Here is an 18,651-nt window from a genome sequence, read left to right as displayed (position 1 = left end):
GGCACTCCAGACATTTAAACACAGTCCCGGAGCTGCCCAAAGTATTTGCAATTGTTTGATGAATGACCACCTAAAACTCGATATTGAAGTACCGGCCAGTATGGCTGGTCAAAGATTAGACCAAGCGGCAGCCGAATTAATTCCCGATTACTCCCGCTCTCGCCTGCAATCCTGGATCAAAGGCGGACAACTCACCTTAAACGGCGCTGTTGCCAAGCCCAAGGATAAGTTATTTGGCGGTGAGCGGCTCAGCTTGCGAGCGGAGCTGGAGCCTCAGGGGAGTTGGACCGCCCAGGCCCTGGACCTGAATATTGTCTACGAGGACGACAGTCTCATTGTGATTAACAAACCTGCAGGCTTGGTGGTACACCCTGCCGCGGGCAATCCCGATGGCACCTTATTGAATGGCTTGCTGCATCACTGCCCAAACCAGGAAATGATCCCCCGGGCAGGCATTGTGCACCGCCTGGATAAGGACACCAGCGGTTTGATGGTTGTCGCCAAGACTCTGCCGGCTCAGGTACATCTGGTAGACCAGCTGAAACAGAGAACGGTCAGTCGGCAATACGATGCCCTGGTGCAAGGTTATATAACCGGGCCAGGAAAGGTTGATGCGCCTATCGGTCGCCATCGGCAGAACCGCCTGAAAATGGCAGTGCTGGATTTTGGTGGTAAGGAAGCCATCACCCATTATCAGGTTCAGCAGCGCTTTCGCGCTCACACCTTACTGCGCTGTAAGTTGGAAACGGGGCGCACCCACCAGATTCGTGTCCATATGGCCCATATTCGCCATCCTTTGGTGGGCGACCCGCTTTATGGCGGCAGACCCAAATTGCCTGCAGAGGCGAACAGAGAGCTGGTTCAGGCACTGCAGGGCTTTCCACGTCAGGCCCTGCACGCTGCAGAGCTGGCCTTGGTTCATCCGCTGACTGGGGAAAATATGCACTGGTGTGCTCCCATGCCAACGGATATGCTCCAGTTGCTCGATCTTCTCGATAGGGACCAGCGCGAGTGAATACCAGTGGCCCCAGCTACTTTAGGTGAAGCGGCAGTCACTGCTCGTTTCGCAATATCGTTATAAAGCAGAAATAGCATGTCCATCGATCATTACCTGATTCCCTCTTGGCCTGCTCCAGCCAAGGTGCGCGCGGTAACCACTCAGCGCAAAGGCGGTGCCAGCAGCGGGGCTTATAGTAGCTTCAATCTCGGCGCTCATGTGGGGGATGAGGAACCTGCAGTGAAGGCCAATCGGCGGCAGTTGTTGGAGGAGTTGAAGCTGCCGGCGGTGCCTCAGTGGCTGGAACAGATTCACAGTGACAAGGTTATTCAGGCACAGGCTGACGGACTTGTACGTACCGCCGATGCCAGCTTTAACATTGGGGGTGGGGGTGTCTGTGCCGTTCTCACCGCCGACTGCCTACCGGTACTTATTTGCGACAAGGCTGGCACCAGGGTAGCGGCGGCGCACGGGGGCTGGCGAGGCTTGGCCGAGGGCATATTGCGAAATACGGTTGCGGCACTCGATTGCGACCCACAAGAATTACTGGTTTGGTTGGGGCCTGCGATAGGCCCCGAGGCTTTTGAAACGGGTGTCGATGTTTTAGAAGTCTTCTTCGAGCATGCCCAAAGTGGTGCTCATACCGAGGCGATTGCCCAGTGTTTCCGCCCCCACAGCCAGAAGCCTTTGCACTTCCTTGCCGATATCTATGCCTTGGCGCGGGCTGAACTGGCTGAACTCGGGGTTGAGAGCATTTATGGTGGCGAACACTGTACAGTCAATGAAGCCGAACGCTTTTTTTCCTATCGCAGGGAAAAAACCACCGGTCGTATGGCATCGTTAATCTGGCTGGCCGATGATGAAAGCTAATTAAATGAACAAGGGCGAGTGACTTTTATTTTCCTCTCTATGATATCGCTCGCACCTTTCTCACTTGGTCTCACTTACGATAAGGATATGGCAGAGCGCGCCACTTTCATTTGATCGTTATTGGGGCGCCGAGTACACAAATCAAGTCGAGGTGGGAAGCTAACACTGCATTCCAGCAAAAATAATTTTGCTCATTAACGATTTATGTCGGAAATTCCTACCAATTGATTTAAATCATTGAAAACCTTTCCCCCGCCCCTATTTTACTTCTCATCACTACACTGAAGCGTGGCGCCTCCCGGTAGCTATCGACGCAGTGCTACAAAAAATCCCGAGTAGGAGAAGTTGCATTTATGCGCATAGACCGAATGACAAACCCGCTGCAGGCAGCTTTTGCCGATGCACAATCCCTGGCCGTTGGCAGGGACCACAACCAAATTTACCCGGAACATTTGTTGCTCGCGCTGCTCAACCAAAATAACGGCAGTGTGCCCGCATTTTTATCCCAGGCGGGGTTTAATCTGAATGGCCTGCGCAACGATTTAGCCAAGAGACTGGATCAGCTGCCAACGATCAGCTCCCCGACCGGGGATGTTGGTATGTCTCAGGAGCTAATGCGCCTGATGAATCTCACAGATAAAAAAGCACAAAAGAATGGCGACAGTTTTATTTCCAGTGAGACTGTTTTACTCGCGGCATTTGATTCCGCTGCGGGGGAAATTTCCAAAATTCTCAATGCCAATGGCGATTTAAAGCAATTAGAGGCGGCGATACAAAAAGTGCGTGGCGATGAAAAAATTGACGATCCAAATGCGGAAGAAGCGCGCCAAGCACTGGACAAGTACACTCTGGATCTGACCGAACGCGCGATATCCGGCAAGCTCGACCCGGTGATTGGCCGCGACGATGAAATTCGCCGCACGATTCAGGTGCTACAGCGCCGTACCAAAAACAATCCAGTACTGATTGGTGAACCCGGTGTGGGTAAAACGGCGATTGTCGAGGGACTCGCTCAGCGAATCGTTAACGGTGAGGTACCTGAAGGTCTCAAAGACAAGCGTCTGTTGTCTCTGGATCTGGGCGCTCTATTGGCCGGCGCCAAATTCCGTGGGGAATTTGAGGAGCGCTTAAAAGCGGTGCTCAATGAACTCTCTAAGCAGGAAGGGCGGATTATTCTATTTATTGATGAATTACACACCATGGTGGGGGCCGGCAAGGCTGAAGGCGCTATGGATGCTGGCAATATGCTCAAACCGGCATTGGCGCGGGGTGAATTGCACTGTGTTGGTGCCACCACCCTGGATGAGTATCGCAAGTACATCGAAAAAGATGCCGCCCTTGAGCGCCGTTTCCAAAAGGTATTGGTAGATGAGCCCACCGAGGAAGACACCATTGCCATATTGCGCGGATTGAAGGAGCGCTACGAAGTACACCACGGTGTGGATATCACCGACTCAGCCATTATTGCCGCCACTAAACTGTCCCAGCGCTATATCACTGATCGTCAGTTACCCGACAAAGCCATCGACCTGATCGACGAAGCGGCCAGCCGCATCCGTATGGAAATAGACTCCAAACCGGAATCGATGGATAAACTGGAGCGCCGTTTAATCCAGCTAAAAATTGAGCGCGAGGCGGTCAAGAAAGATAAAGATGATGAGGCTACGCAGAAGCGTCTAGCCAAGCTGGAGGAGGAGATTCACCAGCTGGAGAAAGAATATTCTGACCTTGAGGAAGTGTGGAAAGCCGAGAAATCCCAGCTCGCCGGCAGCCATGATTTAAAAGAAAAACTGGAGCAGGCCAAGCTGGATATGGAGTCGGCGCGTCGCGCCGGGGACCTTACCCGTATGTCAGAATTGCAATACGGTGTGATCCCACAGCTGGAGCAGCAGTTAAAGTCCGCTGCTACCCATGAGGCTACAGAAGAGCCGCGGCTATTGCGCAACCGGGTGACCGATGAAGAGGTGGCCGAAGTCGTTTCCCGCTGGACCGGAATACCAGTTTCCAAAATGCTTGAGGGCGAACGGGAAAAGCTGCTGCGAATGGAAGATGAGCTGCACAAGCGTGTTATAGGGCAGGGCGAAGCCGTCGACGCTGTGGCCAATGCAGTGCGGCGCTCCCGCGCGGGCCTCGCCGATCCCAATCGCCCCAATGGCTCATTTTTATTCTTGGGCCCCACTGGCGTTGGTAAAACAGAGCTTTGTAAGGCGCTGGCGCAATTTCTCTTCGACACAGAAGATGCCATGGTGCGCATCGATATGTCGGAGTTTATGGAGAAGCACTCTGTGGCGCGCCTGATCGGTGCCCCTCCCGGCTATGTGGGTTACGAGGAGGGCGGCTATTTGACCGAGGCTGTGCGGCGCAAGCCTTACTCGGTGGTACTGCTGGATGAAGTGGAAAAGGCGCACCCGGATGTGTTCAATATTCTTCTGCAGGTACTGGACGATGGGCGCCTGACCGATGGTCAGGGGCGTACTGTGGATTTCCGTAATACCGTTGTGGTGATGACTTCCAACCTGGGATCGGATCTGATCCAGAAGTTTGCCAGTGCTCAAAATGGCGACGATCTGGATGCAGAAATCCGCTACCGCCAGATGAAAAATGCGGTGATGGAGGTGGTGGGTAACCATTTCCGCCCGGAATTTATTAACCGTATTGATGAAGTGGTGGTGTTCCACCCATTGGATAAGGCAGAAGTGCGTTCCATTGCGGAAATTCAACTGGGCCAGTTGTGCCGTCGTTTGAGTGAACGAGACCTGAAACTGGAGGTCTCTGAGGGCTTGCTGAACAAGCTCGCGGAGGTGGGTTTTGATCCAGTCTATGGCGCCCGACCACTGAAAAGGGCGATCCAGATCTGGCTGGAAAACCCACTGGCTCAGGATGTACTTGCCGGTAAGTTTACGCCCGGAAGCACTATCCATGCGGATGTCGAGGGTGATCGGGCGGTATTTCACTAAGCGATCATCTTGATGTTTGTTCTGCCAATGAAACAGATAAGTCATTATCTGTTTCATTGGTCTTTGAGCTAGACTTTTATGCTTCTTTAGTCCACTTTCTCTTTTTAATAATCCCTTGTCCTTGATGATTGACACTCTATTTTCTGCCTGAGTGTAGGTATCTCCATATCCCCACTTGTCACCTAAATTTGTTTTCTTTTACAACCCCATCAGTGTCTGCCGGTATACACAGGATTTTCTTTATAAACTGAAATTAGTGGCCTGTTGAGTTGGGGCTTGTCTTATTTTCCAGCTTATTCACAGCGGAATTGTTGTAAACGATCGGGGGTAAATTATCAGTAAACGCATGATGCTAATGCTGCTTGGATGCCTGGTACTGTTTGGCGGCATTTTTGCGTACAAATTTATTGTCCATCGTATGGTGAGCCAATATCTGGACACTATGACGTTACCGGCGCCTACGGTAACTTCGGCAAAGGCCCAGGTACAAAATTGGCGGGAGGATTTAAGTGGGGTCGGCACAGTCCGCGCAGTTAATGGCGTTGAGGTTACTACCGAAGCTCAGGGTGTTGTGAGCGCCATTCACTTTAAATCTGGTCAGTATGTGCATAAAGGCGATCTCCTTGTGGAAATATTCGCTGAGCCGGAAAAAGCGCAGCTACAGGTTTTGGATGCCGAGCTGCGTTTGGCAAGGCGCAATTATGCACGTATTAAAACCCTCACCGAGCGCGGGGTGACCACAGAAGCGGACCTAGATACTGCGCGCAGTACCCTGGATCAGGTAGTGGCCAATATCGAAGTACAGCGCGCCAGGGTGGACCAGCGCCGAGTCTTGGCGCCATTTAATGGTGTTTTGGGTATTCGGCGAATAGACCTGGGCCAGAATGTCAGCCCTGGAGATGCAGTGGTGACCCTACAGCAGCTGGATCCGATCTTTGTCGATTTTTCCCTTCCCGAGCAAAAATACGCCTTAGTTAAGGAGGGGATGCCCATTAACCTGACTACCGATGCCTTTCCTGGGAATACCTACAGCGGAAAGATTACTGCCGTTGATCCCAGAGTGGATAAGGCCAGCCGCAACTTCCTGATACAGGCCACACTGGAAAACCCCAAGAAACACTTGCGCCCCGGTATGTTTGCCCAGGTTTCCGTACAGATAGAAGCTAGCCGCCGTGTACTGGTCGTACCCCGCACAGCCCTGTTATTTGCTCCTTATGGCGTCTCGGTTTTTGTATTGGAAAAAGGTGCTGCTGATAGCACTGTCACCGCAAATAAGCGCTTTGTTAAAACTGGAGAGGAACGCGGCGATCTGGTGGAAATTGTACAGGGATTATTACAGGGTGATGAGGTAGCCAGCAGCGGCTTACTCAAATTGCGCAATGGTGAGAAAGCTGTGATCAATAATGAGAACAAACCGCCGGAAAACCCATCTCCCACTCCTGGGAATAGTTAATTTCTATAGGGAGTTGCGGTGAACTTCACTGAGATATTTATTCGTAAACCGGTATTAGCCTCAGTAGTAAGCCTCTTTATTTTTCTGCTGGGTTTGCGCTCAATTACTGAATTAAATATTCGCCAGTATCCGGAACTGGAAAATGCGGTTATCACAGTTTCCACCGTCTATGTGGGCGCAGATTCCGATCTGGTTCAGGGCTTTATTACCACGCCGCTGGAGCAAGAAGTTGCTACGGCAGACGGCATTGACTATATGGTCTCCACCAGCGTTCAGGGGCTCTCCACTATTAATGCCTATGTTCGGTTCGATTATGATCCGAATGAGGTGCTCACCCAGGTAGTCGCCAAGGTCAATAAACTACGCAGCGATTTACCCGAGGAATCGGAGGACTCCAGTGTAGAGATGCAGCAGGGGGAGACCACCGCCGCTATGTACCTATCGTTCTCCTCGGAGATTCTCGCCAACAATCAGATCACCGATTACTTGGTCCGGGTCGTACAGCCCAAGCTGGCTACTGTTGCTGGTGTGCAACGTGCGCGGTTGCTCGGCGATAGCACTTTTGCCATGCGCGCCTGGCTTAAGCCCAAAGAAATGGCGGCGCTGGAAGTGACTCCCGAGGATGTGTCCAATGCTCTGCGTAACAACAATGTCCTGTCTGCGGTGGGGGCTACCAAGGGCTCGAGAGTGGCGGTGGAAATTCGTGCGGATACAGATATTTCCCGGCAAATGGATTTCCAAAATCTGGTAGTGCGTGCTAGTGGCGATCAGTTGGTGCGGCTCGGTGATATAGCCGATATTGAGTTAGGTGCCGAGACTTACGATAGCTCGGTGACATTCAATGGGCAGTCCGCCACTTTTATCGCTGTCGAAGTGGCTCCGAATGCGAACTCCCTGGATGTTATCAAGCGTGTGCGACAAAAACTGGAGAGTGAAATTTTCCCACAGTTACCCGAAGGGATGCAGGGCGAAATTCCCTATGACAGCACTGAATATATTCAGGACTCTATTTCGGAAGTTGTAAGTACCATTATTGAAGCGGTGATCATTGTTATCGTGGTGATCTACCTGTTTCTGGGTTCACTGCGCAGCGTTTTAATTCCAGCTATCGCTCTTCCTCTCTCCCTGGTTGGCGCAATGTTTCTGATGCTGCTGATGGGCTTTTCCATCAATTTATTGACGCTGCTGAGTATGGTACTGGCCATTGGCATAGTCGTGGATGATGCAATCATTGTTTTGGAAAATGTGCATCGTCATATTGAGGAAGGGCTCTCGCCCCGAGAGGCGGCTATTGTCGGTGCCCGGGAATTGGCCTGGCCTGTGGTCGCCATGACCACAACTCTAATTGCCGTCTACATTCCTATTGGTTTTCTCGGTGGCCTTACCGGAACCCTGTTTATTGAATTTGCGTTTTCCCTCGCGGGTGCCGTGCTCCTGTCCGGTGTTGTAGCCTTGACACTGTCACCGATGATGGCTTCAAGAATCTTGAAACCGCGGGAGGGTGGGGGTTCGCGCTTGGAGGTTTGGCTCGAACGGCGCTTTACCCATTTGCAAAAAGGGTTTGAGAAACGTCTGCACAACGCGTTAGAAGAGCGCGGGGTTATTTTACTGTTTGGCCTGATTGTTTTAGTCAGCTGCTATTTCCTGTTTATTACCTCACCTCAGGAGTTGGAGCCTACAGAGGATCGGGGTTTGATACTCACTATCTCCACTGCAGATGCCTATGCCACTTTGGATTATGTCGAGCAATACAGTGGAGAGTTGGTGGATATTGCCGATCTCTACACCGAAGTAGAAAATATTTTCTTACTCAACGGTGCTGGTACTTTTAGTAATGGCGTCAACAATGCTACCGCGGGGTTTGTTTTAGGGCCCTGGGAAAAGCGACAACGCGATACTGAAGAAATGCAGGAATTAATCAGTGAAGATGTCCGCAAGATTGCCGGACTCAAAGTGGCAGTGGTAGTGCCGCCAAGTTTGCCCACCGCGGGTGGTCAGTTACCGGTTGAGTTTGTAATCGGGGCAACAGAGCCTATGGAGAACCTCGCTGATGTTGCCAGTGAGATTATGGCTAAGGCATTGCAGAGTAGAAAATTTATTTTTTTGGATTCCGATCTGAAAATTGACAAACCCAAGATCGTTATTGAAATAGACCGGGAAAAGGCCGCTACAATGGGGGTGGATATGGTGGACCTAGGCCGGGATCTCGGAGCAATGCTTTCCGGTGCCTATGTTAACCGCTTCTCCCTTGATAATCGTAGTTACAAGGTGATCCCTCAGGTTGAGCGGGTCGACCGACTCACTTCTGATCAATTGAAGCAATATTATATTCGTGCGATCAATGGCGACCTTGTACCGGTAAATACTCTGATAAATCTGCGTCAAACCGTGGAGCCGCAACAATTAAAACGCTTCCAGCAACTCAATGCGGTGACGATTTCCGGAGTGCCGCGGCCCGGTGTGACTTTGGGGGAGGCGCTTGGGGTATTGGAAAGCGCAGCTAACGAAATACTGCCAGCAGAGTACTCGGTGGATTACTCAGGTCAATCCCGGCAGTTCAAGACGGAAGGCTCAGAATTGGTGGTGACTTTTTTCTTTGCATTGATTGTGATTTATCTGGTGCTGGCAGCTCAGTTTGAATCTTGGCGCGACCCGCTCATTATGCTGGTGACTGTGCCCATGAGTGTATGCGGTGCCATGATCTTTGTCAGTCTTGGTCTAACCACACTCAATATTTATACACAGGTGGGATTGGTGACTCTGATTGGTGTTATTTCCAAGCATGGAATATTGATAGTGGAGTTCGCCAATAAATTACAAATGGGGGGGCTGGATAAGCGCACGGCTATAGAGGAGGCCACTTCCATTCGCCTGCGCCCCGTATTGATGACAACAGCATCTCTGGTACTGGCAATGGTGCCTTTGTTGCTCGCATCTGGGCCCGGGGGAGGGGCTCGCTTTGCCATGGGGCTGGTGGTCGCCTCAGGAATGACTATTGGCACTTTGTTTACTCTTTTTGTTGTGCCTGCCATGTATTTGTATTTAGGGCGAGACTACAAAAAGATCCAGGCGCAAGCACAGGGGAGTTAAAAACTCTGCGAGCGATGTTTTTAAGCGTCGAGAATATCTCTTGAGGCATTGCTGCGGCGGAATTCACTGGGGGTTACCCCCTCGTGCTTTTTAAAGAAACGGGTGAATACCGCACGCTCAGCAAAATGCAGTTTTATGGCGATACTCTCGACGGATTCGCTGGAGGACAGCAGTAACCGCTTAGTCAGGGCCAGGGTGACACTGTCTTTCAACTCTTGAAAAGTAACCCCCTGTTCTTTCAGCCTCCTTTGCAGGGTGCGTCCACTGGTACGGAAGTGAGCGGCGGCCTGCTTGATGGAGACTTCCTCCTGGAGTATATGCTTTTCAAGCCAGGAGCGAAGGCTTGCGGCCAGGTTGTAGCTCGACAAGGTATTGTGCAAAACGGTTTTCAAAACATTACGGCTCTGACTGCGCAGCAACTTGTGATAACTGGGGATAGGAAAATCCAGCGTTTCCGCGCTGAGAATAATGGCGTTGGTATCACATTCGAACTCTACCGGGCTCTGGAAAATCCGCGTATAAATCGAGTCGTCCTCGGGTTTTACACTGCGTAACTTAACACCGCATACCTCGGTAAACTGAGGGTTAAGGGTACGCAACAATTCTGCGATACGCGCCATCAACATCTCAGCGAAGAAATGATTTACGGATTCGCTAAATAATTCCAGACGCCAGTGCAAAGTGAGGATTTCAAATTCTTTTTCCTTCTTGGTTTCGAAACGCAGTAGCGGAGCAAGGGTTTGCGATAAAACAATCTCTGCGGGGCGCAAGATTTCCCGGGGACGTCGCAGTGAAGGCTGCGCTTCGATAATCGTTTCCTCCAGCCACAAAATAATGGGAAAGCGACTGAAGCTTAGCCCTGGCGAAGAAACCGGGGAAAGTGCCACCAGGTTTTCGATCAGCGCATTGAACTCGCTATAGCTGAGTCGCTCACTCTCGCGGGGATTCCAGCTAAATGTGAATGGCAAGCGCTCGATCAATGTGCCAATAGGAATACCTAACCGCGCAGCGGCAGTAACAAAATAAGGTGCGAAAATTTTAGGCACGCCGGCATGGCCGGACATATTTTTATTCTGGTCTCTCATGACTCTTTGCCGTCCGGGTGGCGTTGACAGGATCATAGCAAAGGCACATCAAACAACGAAAACAAAAATGTGAATTATGACGAACTGGTCGCCTCACGTGGCGTACTCGATCATCCTCTGGCGCCAAAAATCCTATTGTAATACCAGCTTCACCGGATAACTTGCAGTTGCCTGCAAAGTGTTGCGAAACGGATACCTCGAGACTCTGCGGTCAATAAAAATCCACTTATAAAACTATAAAGGGCGATAACCATGACACTTTCTAAACGACTAGGCGCAGGCCTGTCTGTTTTTTTTGCTGCGATGGTAGGTACTTCTTCAGCCATAGCGGAGAACTGCTATATCCTGGTCCATGGACATGGAGTCGAGGGGCACACAACCAGCACTGATAATAATGGGAGTTTAGTGCAGCCGGCACTGGACTATTGGAGCGAAACTTATTTCGATGAATATCAAAACAGTAGTTTCATCGATCAGCTGCTAGTCAATGGGGGAAATTACGGCGTGGTGGGGTATAACTCTACCGACGAAGGTGAACTTCCCTATTGGCACGATCAAACATCCGGTGAAATTGCCCGGCAAATAATCCAGATTCGCAGCGGAGCCGGGGATAAATTCGAGCATGAAAACCAGTGTTCCGCCGATGATACTTTTTGGATAATTTCCCACAGCCAAGGCGCTGCCCAAATGATGTATATCGCTGGTAATTCAGTTGAGGGGTCGCCTTACTACAATCGTGCTTACGAGCAGTACGATACCGATACTGAAATGCAGGAAGTCGAGAAGTGCTCGACAACCTGGTATGGCAGTAAAAGTTGTAAAACCGTCACCAAGGAAGTACAGGTAGCCAGTTTGAGTGACGCCAACGCAGTAACCGTGGATTTTGATAGTGCGATTAGTGGAGTGGCTGCGATTTTCACTACCGGTGGCGCAATCGCGGGCACCGAGGGGGTGGACCGTATCTGCAATGGCACCTGGTATGATGAAGTAATTAACGATCTTTTCTTCGGCAGAGAGTGCTCCGCAGTGCGCTACATGCAGACCAACGATATCTATACCGTGCGCAATTATGTAGGTACCAATTTGGGCGCCCCTGTCTATACCATCGGCGGCTACGCGGGCTTTCCCGGTGCGGAAAGTGTTTCCTCTGCACTGCTAAATGGCGAAGATGATGGCTATATCAATCTTGCTTCTCAAATGAACTGTTCCGGTTCCGGCAAGCGCAACCTCTGGTCCAACCTGAAACAGTACGACACTTTTATGGGTATTGCCTACGGTAGTGCCACCTTCTCCTGTAATAACGACAACAAGGGTACAGCCCGATCCTATAACCTGGCCAGTATCTACACCGATCACGATGCTGAGCGTAATGGCGGTATTATGTCTCCGGATTACGATAGCATTCCCGATGGTCTGGACTGCGGAGTTGGGAAAAACAGCGCAGGCCGTATCGCCGCTTGTACTCAGTAATTTTTGCGGGAGATAGTCGATGTCCGCCAGCAACAACCGCCTCAAGAGGCGCCTAGCCATCCTGGGATCTATTGTCTTGATCGCAGCAGCAGTGGCTTATTGGTTCACTGGAGAAGCTGGGGAAGTATCCACAGCGGTTGTTGCCAAGGCCGAGGCGGGTGGGGTGGATACCCCCCGGCCACAGCTGGTGCAGTTACGGCGGGCCGAGTCCGTTGAGGAGGATCCAGTTGAAGATAAATCTGTGCAAGTATGGCAGGAGATCCAGGCGCGTCCGGTAAAGACCGAGCTGCACCAATCCCTGCTTTCCGATCTGGCCAAGTTCCACCGCTATCCACCGGAAAACCGCGCGATCAAGAGCGCCTCGCAGGATCCAATCTCCCAGACCCACGCCCCCGACCAGCGCACAACCTACAGTGATAATGGAGATACCCTGACCCTTTGGACCGACCAGAAATTTTATCTGTATGGGGATACTGTACGGGTCTATGCCTATCAGACAGACAGCGATGGGGTCAAGGTGCCAGCGGACCTGACTGCCCTGATGGTCCTGGACGACCAGCATGTACTGGGTTCCCTGACCTTCAAGGACAGTAATGGAGATCTGATCTACGAAGCGGAAATGGAGGCGGGTGTTTACCAGGGCCAGTCGCTGCCAACGGGTATCTATAAAATCATCGTGGATACGGATATCGACGGTCTTCGCGATGCCGCCGCTTTTACGCTATCTGAAGATACCGGCAGCTATACCGGTAATTTGCGAGATTCGCTCACCAGTGAGGGTAATCTATTGGTGGAAGCCGAAGTGGAAGTGCTGCAGCAGGGACGTTTTTACTTCCGTGGCTCCCTCTACAACGATGAGCAGACACCTATTGGCAGTACCCAGTATGCGGTTGAGCTTCCACCTGGGAGACACTGGATACCCTTCGAATTCTATGGACTGATGATCCGCGATGCCGATCAGGACGGCCCCTATCTGGTCAAGCAGTTGAGTATTGCCCGAGTGACCGTGCCGAGGGCAGACAGGCTGTTTGAACCGGGTTATTACACCGAGCGCTACAGCCTGGAGCAATTTAACGATACGCCCTACAAAGAGTTGTAGCCGCCGAGATCGTTAGCAGTTGTCGCGGATGCTCTGTTTTTCTTTTGTGATACGCTCCTGGCGCTCGTCCTCTCCCAGCATGCGTTGATTGCCCTGCTCGTCGATTTCGCGTACCCGAGCATGGCTCGTCAGGGCTTTCAGATTCTTCTGTGAGGATTCACAGCGTTGCGCACGCGCCTCAGCCTGGGCGCGGGCAACTTGCTCATCTGCCTTTGAAGGGCCCTGGGACTCTTGCTTTGCAGTACTTTTTTTCTCGGGAGTGGGCTTTGCAGCCTCTTGTTTGGCTTTCTCCGCAGCCAGTGCGGCCTGTTGTTCCGCTTCCCATTGTTTATAGCGTTCCGACTTGGGCTTTTTTATTACCTCGACTTCGGAACTGTTAGGTGGCTGCTCACCAAAATGCACCACACCGTCTTCATCTACCCATTTGTAGATGCCGTTGGCTTGAGCGGCCAGTGCCAGGCCGGAGAATAGCATTGCGAGTGCGATGCGCATTGGATTACCCCTCATCGTTTTATCTTTCCTTACCTAGCATATTGTACCGGTATCGGTGGACTTTCCTGTAACTCTCTTAACACTTTCATTCATGTCTATTGACAGTCAAGGTTGGATTGGCAAAATCGACTGTTTCTTCGGCGAGTAGTCGTCCCCGCACACCCGCGGCCAGGACACTAACTCAGGTGGAACACCCTTCCGCCGCAATTCCGTCGAGAGGCTCTCCCTACCCCTGGAGGCCTGCTAGCCTGCAATTTTGATACTGACGTGTCGGTTTCAGGCTGGGTGTTTTACTGCGCGCGATGATTTCATCCTAAAAATCGGCATGTAAACACGCAACAGGCTGATATCTGTCACCATTTTCCTTTACAATTGCCGTTCAACATTCTTGTTGTTCGTTCGGTTAGCGGTTCTTTGGTGATGGCTATCCTACCAACTAGGTAAATTGAGGAGACTCAAGTGGAATTACTTTCCGGCGGCGATATGTTGGTTCGCGCGCTGCAGGATGAAGGGGTAGATCTGATTTTCGGCTACCCGGGCGGTTCGGCACTGCATATCTATGACGCCATCTTTAGACAGAAGTCCATCAAGCATATTTTGGTGCGTCACGAGCAGGGTGCTACCCATGCTGCAGACGGCTATGCACGTTCTACGGGCAAGGCGGGCGTGGTACTGGTGACCTCTGGCCCAGGAGCCACTAATGCGATTACCGGGATTGCGACTGCCTATATGGACTCAATCCCCATGGTGGTGATTTCGGGTCAGGTACCCAGCGACAAGATCGGTGAGGATGCCTTTCAGGAAACCGATATGGTTGGCTGTTCACGCCCGATCGTTAAGCACAGTTTCCTGGTAAAGAATGCCGAGGATATTCCCGAGATTGTCAAAAAAGCCTTCTATATAGCCACTACTGGCCGCCCCGGCCCGGTGGTTATCGATGTGCCCAAGGATGTAACCAATCCTGCCGAACGCTTTCCGTACCGCTACCCAGAGAAGCTGCGTATGCGCTCTTACACTCCGGCGGGCAAGGGCCATAGCGGACAAATACGTAAAGCGGTGGCGCTGTTGCTGTCGGCCCGGCGGCCGGTAATTTACGCCGGCGGTGGTGTGGTGCAGGGGGAGGGTTCCGAACTGCTCACCGAGTTGGCTCGCCATCTGAATTACCCTGTGACCAATACGCTGATGGGACTCGGCGCCTTCCCCGGTAGCGATAAACGTTTCCTCGGTATGCTCGGTATGCACGGCACTTTTGAGGCCAATACCGCGATGCACCATGCCGATGTCATTCTGGCGGTAGGGGCGCGTTTTGATGACCGAGTCACCAATACACCCAGTAAATTCTGCCCCGGAGCAAAGATTATCCATATTGATGTGGATCCGGCCTCTATTTCCAAAACGATCGTCGCCGATATTCCTATCGTGGGTACTGTGCAGTCGGTACTGGCGGATATGTTGGAGGCGTTCAAATCCAGCGATGAGCAGCCAGACCAGTCGGCCATTGTTGACTGGTGGCGTCAGATAGACGACTGGCGTGAGCGCCACGGTCTCTACACTGCCCCGCGCTACAAGACAGACGGCGCCATGATCATGCCGCAGGAGGTGATTCGCGCGGTTTACGATATAACCGAGGGAGATGCTTTCGTTACCTCTGATGTCGGACAGCACCAGATGTTTGCAGCTCAGTACTATCACTTTGACAAGCCACGCCGTTGGATTAACTCCGGTGGTCTCGGCACCATGGGTTTTGGACTGCCCTCTGCCCTTGGGGTGAAAATTGCCCACCCCGATAAGGAGGTCGTTTGCGTGACCGGCGAGGGCAGTATTCAGATGTGCATTCAGGAATTGTCCACCGCCACTCAATACCATTTGCCGGTCAAGATTCTGTGTCTTAATAACCAGGCTCTCGGCATGGTGAAACAATGGCAGGAAATGCAGTATGAGGGACGCCTTTCCAATAGTGTCTACGAAGAATCTCTGCCGGATTTCGTTAAGCTCGCCGAGGCCTATGGCCATTTGGGCGTGAAGATTGAGCGGCGCGAGGAACTGCACACAAAACTGCAGGAAGCCTTTGCTCATAAAGATCGCACGGTATTTATCGATGTTTATGTTGACCCCTCTGAGCATGTTTACCCGATGCAGGTCATGCCGAGCGGCTCCATGCGCGATATGTGGCTGAGCAAAACCGAACGGACATAGGGGTTAAGGCGATGCGTAGAATTATTTCGGTTTTGATGGAGAACGAACCGGGAGCGCTGTCTCGGGTTGTGGGACTGTTTTCCCAACGCGGCTATAACATTGAGAGTTTGACCGTGGCACCTACCGAAGATGCCACCTTGTCGCGCCTCACCCTGGTGACTATCGGTGATGACCACAAGATTGAGCAGATCACAAAAAATCTGAATAAATTAATCGATGTGGTGAAGTTGGTCGATCTCACCGAAGGCTCCCATATTGAGCGGGAATTACTGCTGGTAAAAGTGCGTGCAAATGGAGCTCAGCGCGATGAGGTAAAGCGCAGTGTAGATATTTTTCGCGGGCAGATTGTAGATGTCACCAGCAGCATGTACACGGTACAGGTTGCCGGCACCGGTCAAAAGCTCGACGCATTTTTGCAGGCACTAGGTGAGCACACCATTATGGAAGTCGTACGTTCCGGTGTTTCGGGAATCGCCCGTGGTGAAAAAGTATTAAGTGTTTAGATAGTAGGAAACAGGAATTTAATCATGCAAGTTTATTACGATAAAGATTGTGAACTCTCTTTAATTCGCGGGAAAAATATTGCCATTATCGGTTATGGCTCTCAGGGGCACGCCCATGCAAATAACCTTAAAGACTCTGGTGTGGAGAATATCGTTGTCGGATTGCGCAAGGGTTCCAGTTCCTGGGCAAAAGCCGAAAAAGCCGGTTTACGCGTGGCTGAGGTTGAGAGCGCAGTCAAAGATGCGGATGTGGTAATGATTTTGGCACCGGATGAGTACCAGGCCAATATTTATAAAGAGCAGGTAGCCCCCAACTTAAAATCTGGTGCCGCGCTGGCTTTTGCCCATGGTTTTAATGTGCATTTCGAACTGATCGAGCCGCCAGCGGACGTGGATGTCATTATGATTGCGCCAAAGGGCCCCGGCCACACCGTGCGCTCGACCTATCTTGAAGGTGGCGGTGTGCCAACACTGATTGCGGTTTATCAGGATGCTTCAGGCAAAGCGAAAGAGCTGGCTCTCTCCTACGCCTCTGCAAATGGCGGTGGTCGCTCTGGGATTATCGAAACCAATTTCCGCGAAGAAACTGAAACAGATCTTTTCGGAGAGCAAGCCGTATTGTGTGGTGGTGTTTCTGCACTGGTAACCGCGGGCTTTGAAACGCTGGTTGAGGCGGGTTACGCACCGGAAATGGCTTACTTCGAGTGTCTACATGAACTGAAGCTTATCGTCGATCTGATGTATCAGGGCGGTATTGCCGACATGCGCTACTCTATTTCGAATACTGCTGAGTACGGTGATTATGTTACCGGGCCGCGGGTTGTAACCGACGAAACCAAAGCTGAAATGAAGCGAGTGCTGAAGGATATTCAGACCGGAAAATTCGCCAAGGACTTTATGTTGGAATCTCTTGCTGGGCAGCCGCGCTTGAAGGCGGAGCGTCGTATTGGCGCAGAGCATCAAATCGAACAGGTTGGTGCCAAGTTGCGTGCCATGATGCCTTGGATAAAAGCCAATAAAATTATCGATCGAACTGAAGGCAATAGCTGATCCTTTCCCAGCAAAAAAACGGCGGGGTTTCCCGCCGTTTTTTTTTGCTCTGTGCGTGCACAGGGCAATGGCGTACACTCGCTGGCAGCAAAATGCATTTACGGAGAGTCTATGAGCGTTCATGGCGATGATAAGCAGTCCGAAGATCCAGTCAGTGGGTTGAATGAGGAAATTCGTCTGCCTGTCGACGAGCACATTGAGGAAGAGGTTGCGGAAAATGGTAAGAAGGTCCGCGCACGCGGGGTCTATCTCTTGCCCAACCTAATTACCACCGGGGCCCTCTTTAGCGGTTTCTATGCAATTGTCGCCGGTATGAGCGGCAACTTTGAGGCCGCAGCGATCGCAATTTTCGTGGCTATGGTCCTAGATGGTCTGGACGGGCGGGTAGCGCGCTTGACCGATACCCAAAGCGCCTTTGGAGTGCAATATGACTCTCTATCGGACATGGTGTCCTTTGGTCTTGCCCCCGCACTGGTTGCGTTTAGTTGGGGACTGGATACTTTAGGTAAATTTGGCTGGGCGATAGCATTTTTGTATGCGGCCTGCGCCGCACTGCGTCTGGCTCGTTTTAATACCCAGGTGGATACTGTCGACAAAGGGGTATTTATCGGTCTTGCCAGTCCTACGGCAGCCGCTATTGTCGCCAGCATGGTTTGGGCTGGACACAATGTGGAGGTTGGGGCTGGCCTTGCAATGATCGCAGCGCTGGTAACTGCTGCTGCCGGGCTTCTGATGGTATCTAATTTCCGTTACGCGAGCTTCAAGGGTTTAGATTTCAAAGGCAGAGTGCCTTTTGTAATGATGCTGGCGGTGATCCTTGTTTTTAGCCTGGTGACCATAGACCCTGCTGGAGTGCTGCTCACACTGGCTGTGCTTTACACGCTTTCAGGTCCTGCAATGTGGCTATGGGTCAGGGTCCGCCCTAAACCTGTCAATCGAAGCGACAAAACCAGTGATGAAAAGGCGAAGGACAGGGAGCTGCACTAATCTCTAAATTCTCTTTGGTATTTGTGTCTCTCGACTCTATGTTAGTTATGCGGGAGTGCGAACTAACAGGGACATGTGATCGTCGAGAGGTCGGATGCGGCCTCAATACTACCCTCAAAAAAAGAGGGCTGTGCGATAGATGAAAAAAGCCTTGCACAGAAGCACAGTAGTCCGTATAGTTCGCGCCCTCGCTGCCTGAGACGGCGGTGAGGGACTAGTTCCAACTGACTGATTTTTCACAGAAAATTCCTTCAAAAAGAGCTTGCCAAGTACGGAGAGGTCGCTATAATGCGCGCCACTTCAAGCAGGGGCGGAAACGCACTTGCCGGGATTCGAAAAAGGCTTTGAGCCACTCGGATCACCGAAAAAAGCTGCAAAAAATCACTTGATTCAGCAGCCTGG

Annotated in this window: 13 protein-coding genes; 11 read left to right on the top strand and 2 right to left on the bottom strand. The window is 51.6% G+C overall.

Annotation, left to right across the window (positions count from 1 at the left end):
* Positions 1 to 58: 58 nt before the first annotated feature.
* The 5 genes from rluD (at position 59) to LC073_RS18345 (ending at position 9,367) form a co-directional block, all read left to right on the top strand.
* On the top strand, positions 59 to 1,015 hold the full coding sequence (rluD, locus tag LC073_RS18365; protein ID WP_226648778.1) for a 23S rRNA pseudouridine(1911/1915/1917) synthase RluD: 957 nt from the start codon (positions 59 to 61) through the stop codon (positions 1,013 to 1,015).
* 78 nt (positions 1,016 to 1,093) lie between these two features.
* Positions 1,094 to 1,867 (top strand): peptidoglycan editing factor PgeF, encoded by a 774-nt coding sequence (pgeF, locus tag LC073_RS18360; protein ID WP_226648777.1) that lies wholly within the window; start codon positions 1,094 to 1,096, stop codon positions 1,865 to 1,867.
* A gap of 353 nt (positions 1,868 to 2,220) precedes the next feature.
* Positions 2,221 to 4,824 (top strand): ATP-dependent chaperone ClpB, encoded by a 2,604-nt coding sequence (gene clpB, locus LC073_RS18355; RefSeq protein WP_226648776.1) that lies wholly within the window; start codon positions 2,221 to 2,223, stop codon positions 4,822 to 4,824.
* A gap of 346 nt (positions 4,825 to 5,170) precedes the next feature.
* The gene (locus LC073_RS18350) at positions 5,171 to 6,277 is read left to right on the top strand and encodes an efflux RND transporter periplasmic adaptor subunit (protein WP_226648775.1); all 1,107 of its coding nucleotides are present in this window, start codon (positions 5,171 to 5,173) and stop codon (positions 6,275 to 6,277) included.
* A gap of 18 nt (positions 6,278 to 6,295) precedes the next feature.
* Entirely contained in the window at positions 6,296 to 9,367 is a 3,072-nt protein-coding gene (locus tag LC073_RS18345; RefSeq protein ID WP_226648774.1) for an efflux RND transporter permease subunit, read from the top strand.
* 20 nt (positions 9,368 to 9,387) lie between these two features.
* Here the strand turns inward: LC073_RS18345 and LC073_RS18340 are convergent, their stop codons facing one another.
* Entirely contained in the window at positions 9,388 to 10,452 is a 1,065-nt protein-coding gene (locus tag LC073_RS18340; RefSeq protein WP_226648773.1) for a helix-turn-helix domain-containing protein, read from the bottom strand.
* Positions 10,453 to 10,704: 252 nt separating this feature from the next.
* Here LC073_RS18340 and LC073_RS18335 point away from each other — a divergent pair, with 252 nt between their 5' ends.
* Entirely contained in the window at positions 10,705 to 11,922 is a 1,218-nt protein-coding gene (locus LC073_RS18335) for a hypothetical protein (protein ID WP_226648772.1), read from the top strand.
* Between the two features lie 19 nt (positions 11,923 to 11,941).
* Positions 11,942 to 13,021 carry a hypothetical protein gene (locus LC073_RS18330; protein WP_226648771.1) on the top strand — a complete coding sequence of 360 codons (1,080 nt, stop codon included), beginning with the start codon at positions 11,942 to 11,944 and terminating at the stop codon, positions 13,019 to 13,021.
* A gap of 12 nt (positions 13,022 to 13,033) precedes the next feature.
* Here the strand turns inward: LC073_RS18330 and LC073_RS18325 are convergent, their stop codons facing one another.
* The gene (locus LC073_RS18325; RefSeq protein WP_226648770.1) at positions 13,034 to 13,513 is read right to left on the bottom strand and encodes a DUF4124 domain-containing protein; all 480 of its coding nucleotides are present in this window, start codon (positions 13,511 to 13,513) and stop codon (positions 13,034 to 13,036) included.
* Between the two features lie 459 nt (positions 13,514 to 13,972).
* On the opposite strand from LC073_RS18325, the gene LC073_RS18320 reads away from it, so the two are divergent.
* From LC073_RS18320 to pssA, 4 genes are all read left to right on the top strand, one after another.
* Positions 13,973 to 15,709, top strand: a complete 1,737-nt coding sequence (locus LC073_RS18320; RefSeq protein WP_226648769.1) for an acetolactate synthase 3 large subunit — start codon at positions 13,973 to 13,975, stop codon at positions 15,707 to 15,709.
* Between the two features lie 11 nt (positions 15,710 to 15,720).
* Complete coding sequence (gene ilvN, locus LC073_RS18315) at positions 15,721 to 16,212, top strand: acetolactate synthase small subunit (protein WP_152451264.1); 492 nt, start codon at positions 15,721 to 15,723, stop codon at positions 16,210 to 16,212.
* 24 nt (positions 16,213 to 16,236) lie between these two features.
* Positions 16,237 to 17,262, top strand: coding sequence for a ketol-acid reductoisomerase (gene ilvC, locus LC073_RS18310; protein ID WP_226648768.1), 1,026 nt, complete (start codon positions 16,237 to 16,239; stop codon positions 17,260 to 17,262).
* A 111-nt stretch (positions 17,263 to 17,373) separates the two neighbouring features.
* A complete protein-coding gene (gene pssA, locus LC073_RS18305; protein WP_226648767.1) occupies positions 17,374 to 18,249 on the top strand; it encodes a CDP-diacylglycerol--serine O-phosphatidyltransferase in 876 nt (291 codons plus the stop codon).
* Positions 18,250 to 18,651: the final 402 nt, after the last annotated feature.

The organism is Microbulbifer variabilis, assembly GCF_020524905.1.
In the GTDB taxonomy this organism is placed as follows: domain Bacteria; phylum Pseudomonadota; class Gammaproteobacteria; order Pseudomonadales; family Cellvibrionaceae; genus Microbulbifer; species Microbulbifer variabilis_A.
Note: the sequence above shows the minus strand (reverse complement) of the source record. Positions and strands in the feature narration are given on the sequence as shown.

Excerpts from the sequence above, each read along its gene's own strand:
- rluD (WP_226648778.1), top strand. The coding sequence starts at position 59 with ATGAATGACCACCTAAAACTCGATATTGAAGTACCGGCCAGTATGGCT.
- ilvC (WP_226648768.1), top strand. The coding sequence starts at position 16,237 with ATGCAAGTTTATTACGATAAAGATTGTGAACTCTCTTTAATTCGCGGG.
- LC073_RS18330 (WP_226648771.1), top strand. The coding sequence starts at position 11,942 with ATGTCCGCCAGCAACAACCGCCTCAAGAGGCGCCTAGCCATCCTGGGA.
- LC073_RS18340 (WP_226648773.1), bottom strand. The coding sequence starts at position 10,452 with ATGAGAGACCAGAATAAAAATATGTCCGGCCATGCCGGCGTGCCTAAA.
- ilvN (WP_152451264.1), top strand. The coding sequence starts at position 15,721 with ATGCGTAGAATTATTTCGGTTTTGATGGAGAACGAACCGGGAGCGCTG.
- pssA (WP_226648767.1), top strand. The coding sequence starts at position 17,374 with ATGAGCGTTCATGGCGATGATAAGCAGTCCGAAGATCCAGTCAGTGGG.
- LC073_RS18335 (WP_226648772.1), top strand. The coding sequence starts at position 10,705 with ATGACACTTTCTAAACGACTAGGCGCAGGCCTGTCTGTTTTTTTTGCT.
- pgeF (WP_226648777.1), top strand. The coding sequence starts at position 1,094 with ATGTCCATCGATCATTACCTGATTCCCTCTTGGCCTGCTCCAGCCAAG.
- clpB (WP_226648776.1), top strand. The coding sequence starts at position 2,221 with ATGCGCATAGACCGAATGACAAACCCGCTGCAGGCAGCTTTTGCCGAT.
- LC073_RS18325 (WP_226648770.1), bottom strand. The coding sequence starts at position 13,513 with ATGCGCATCGCACTCGCAATGCTATTCTCCGGCCTGGCACTGGCCGCT.
- LC073_RS18350 (WP_226648775.1), top strand. The coding sequence starts at position 5,171 with ATGATGCTAATGCTGCTTGGATGCCTGGTACTGTTTGGCGGCATTTTT.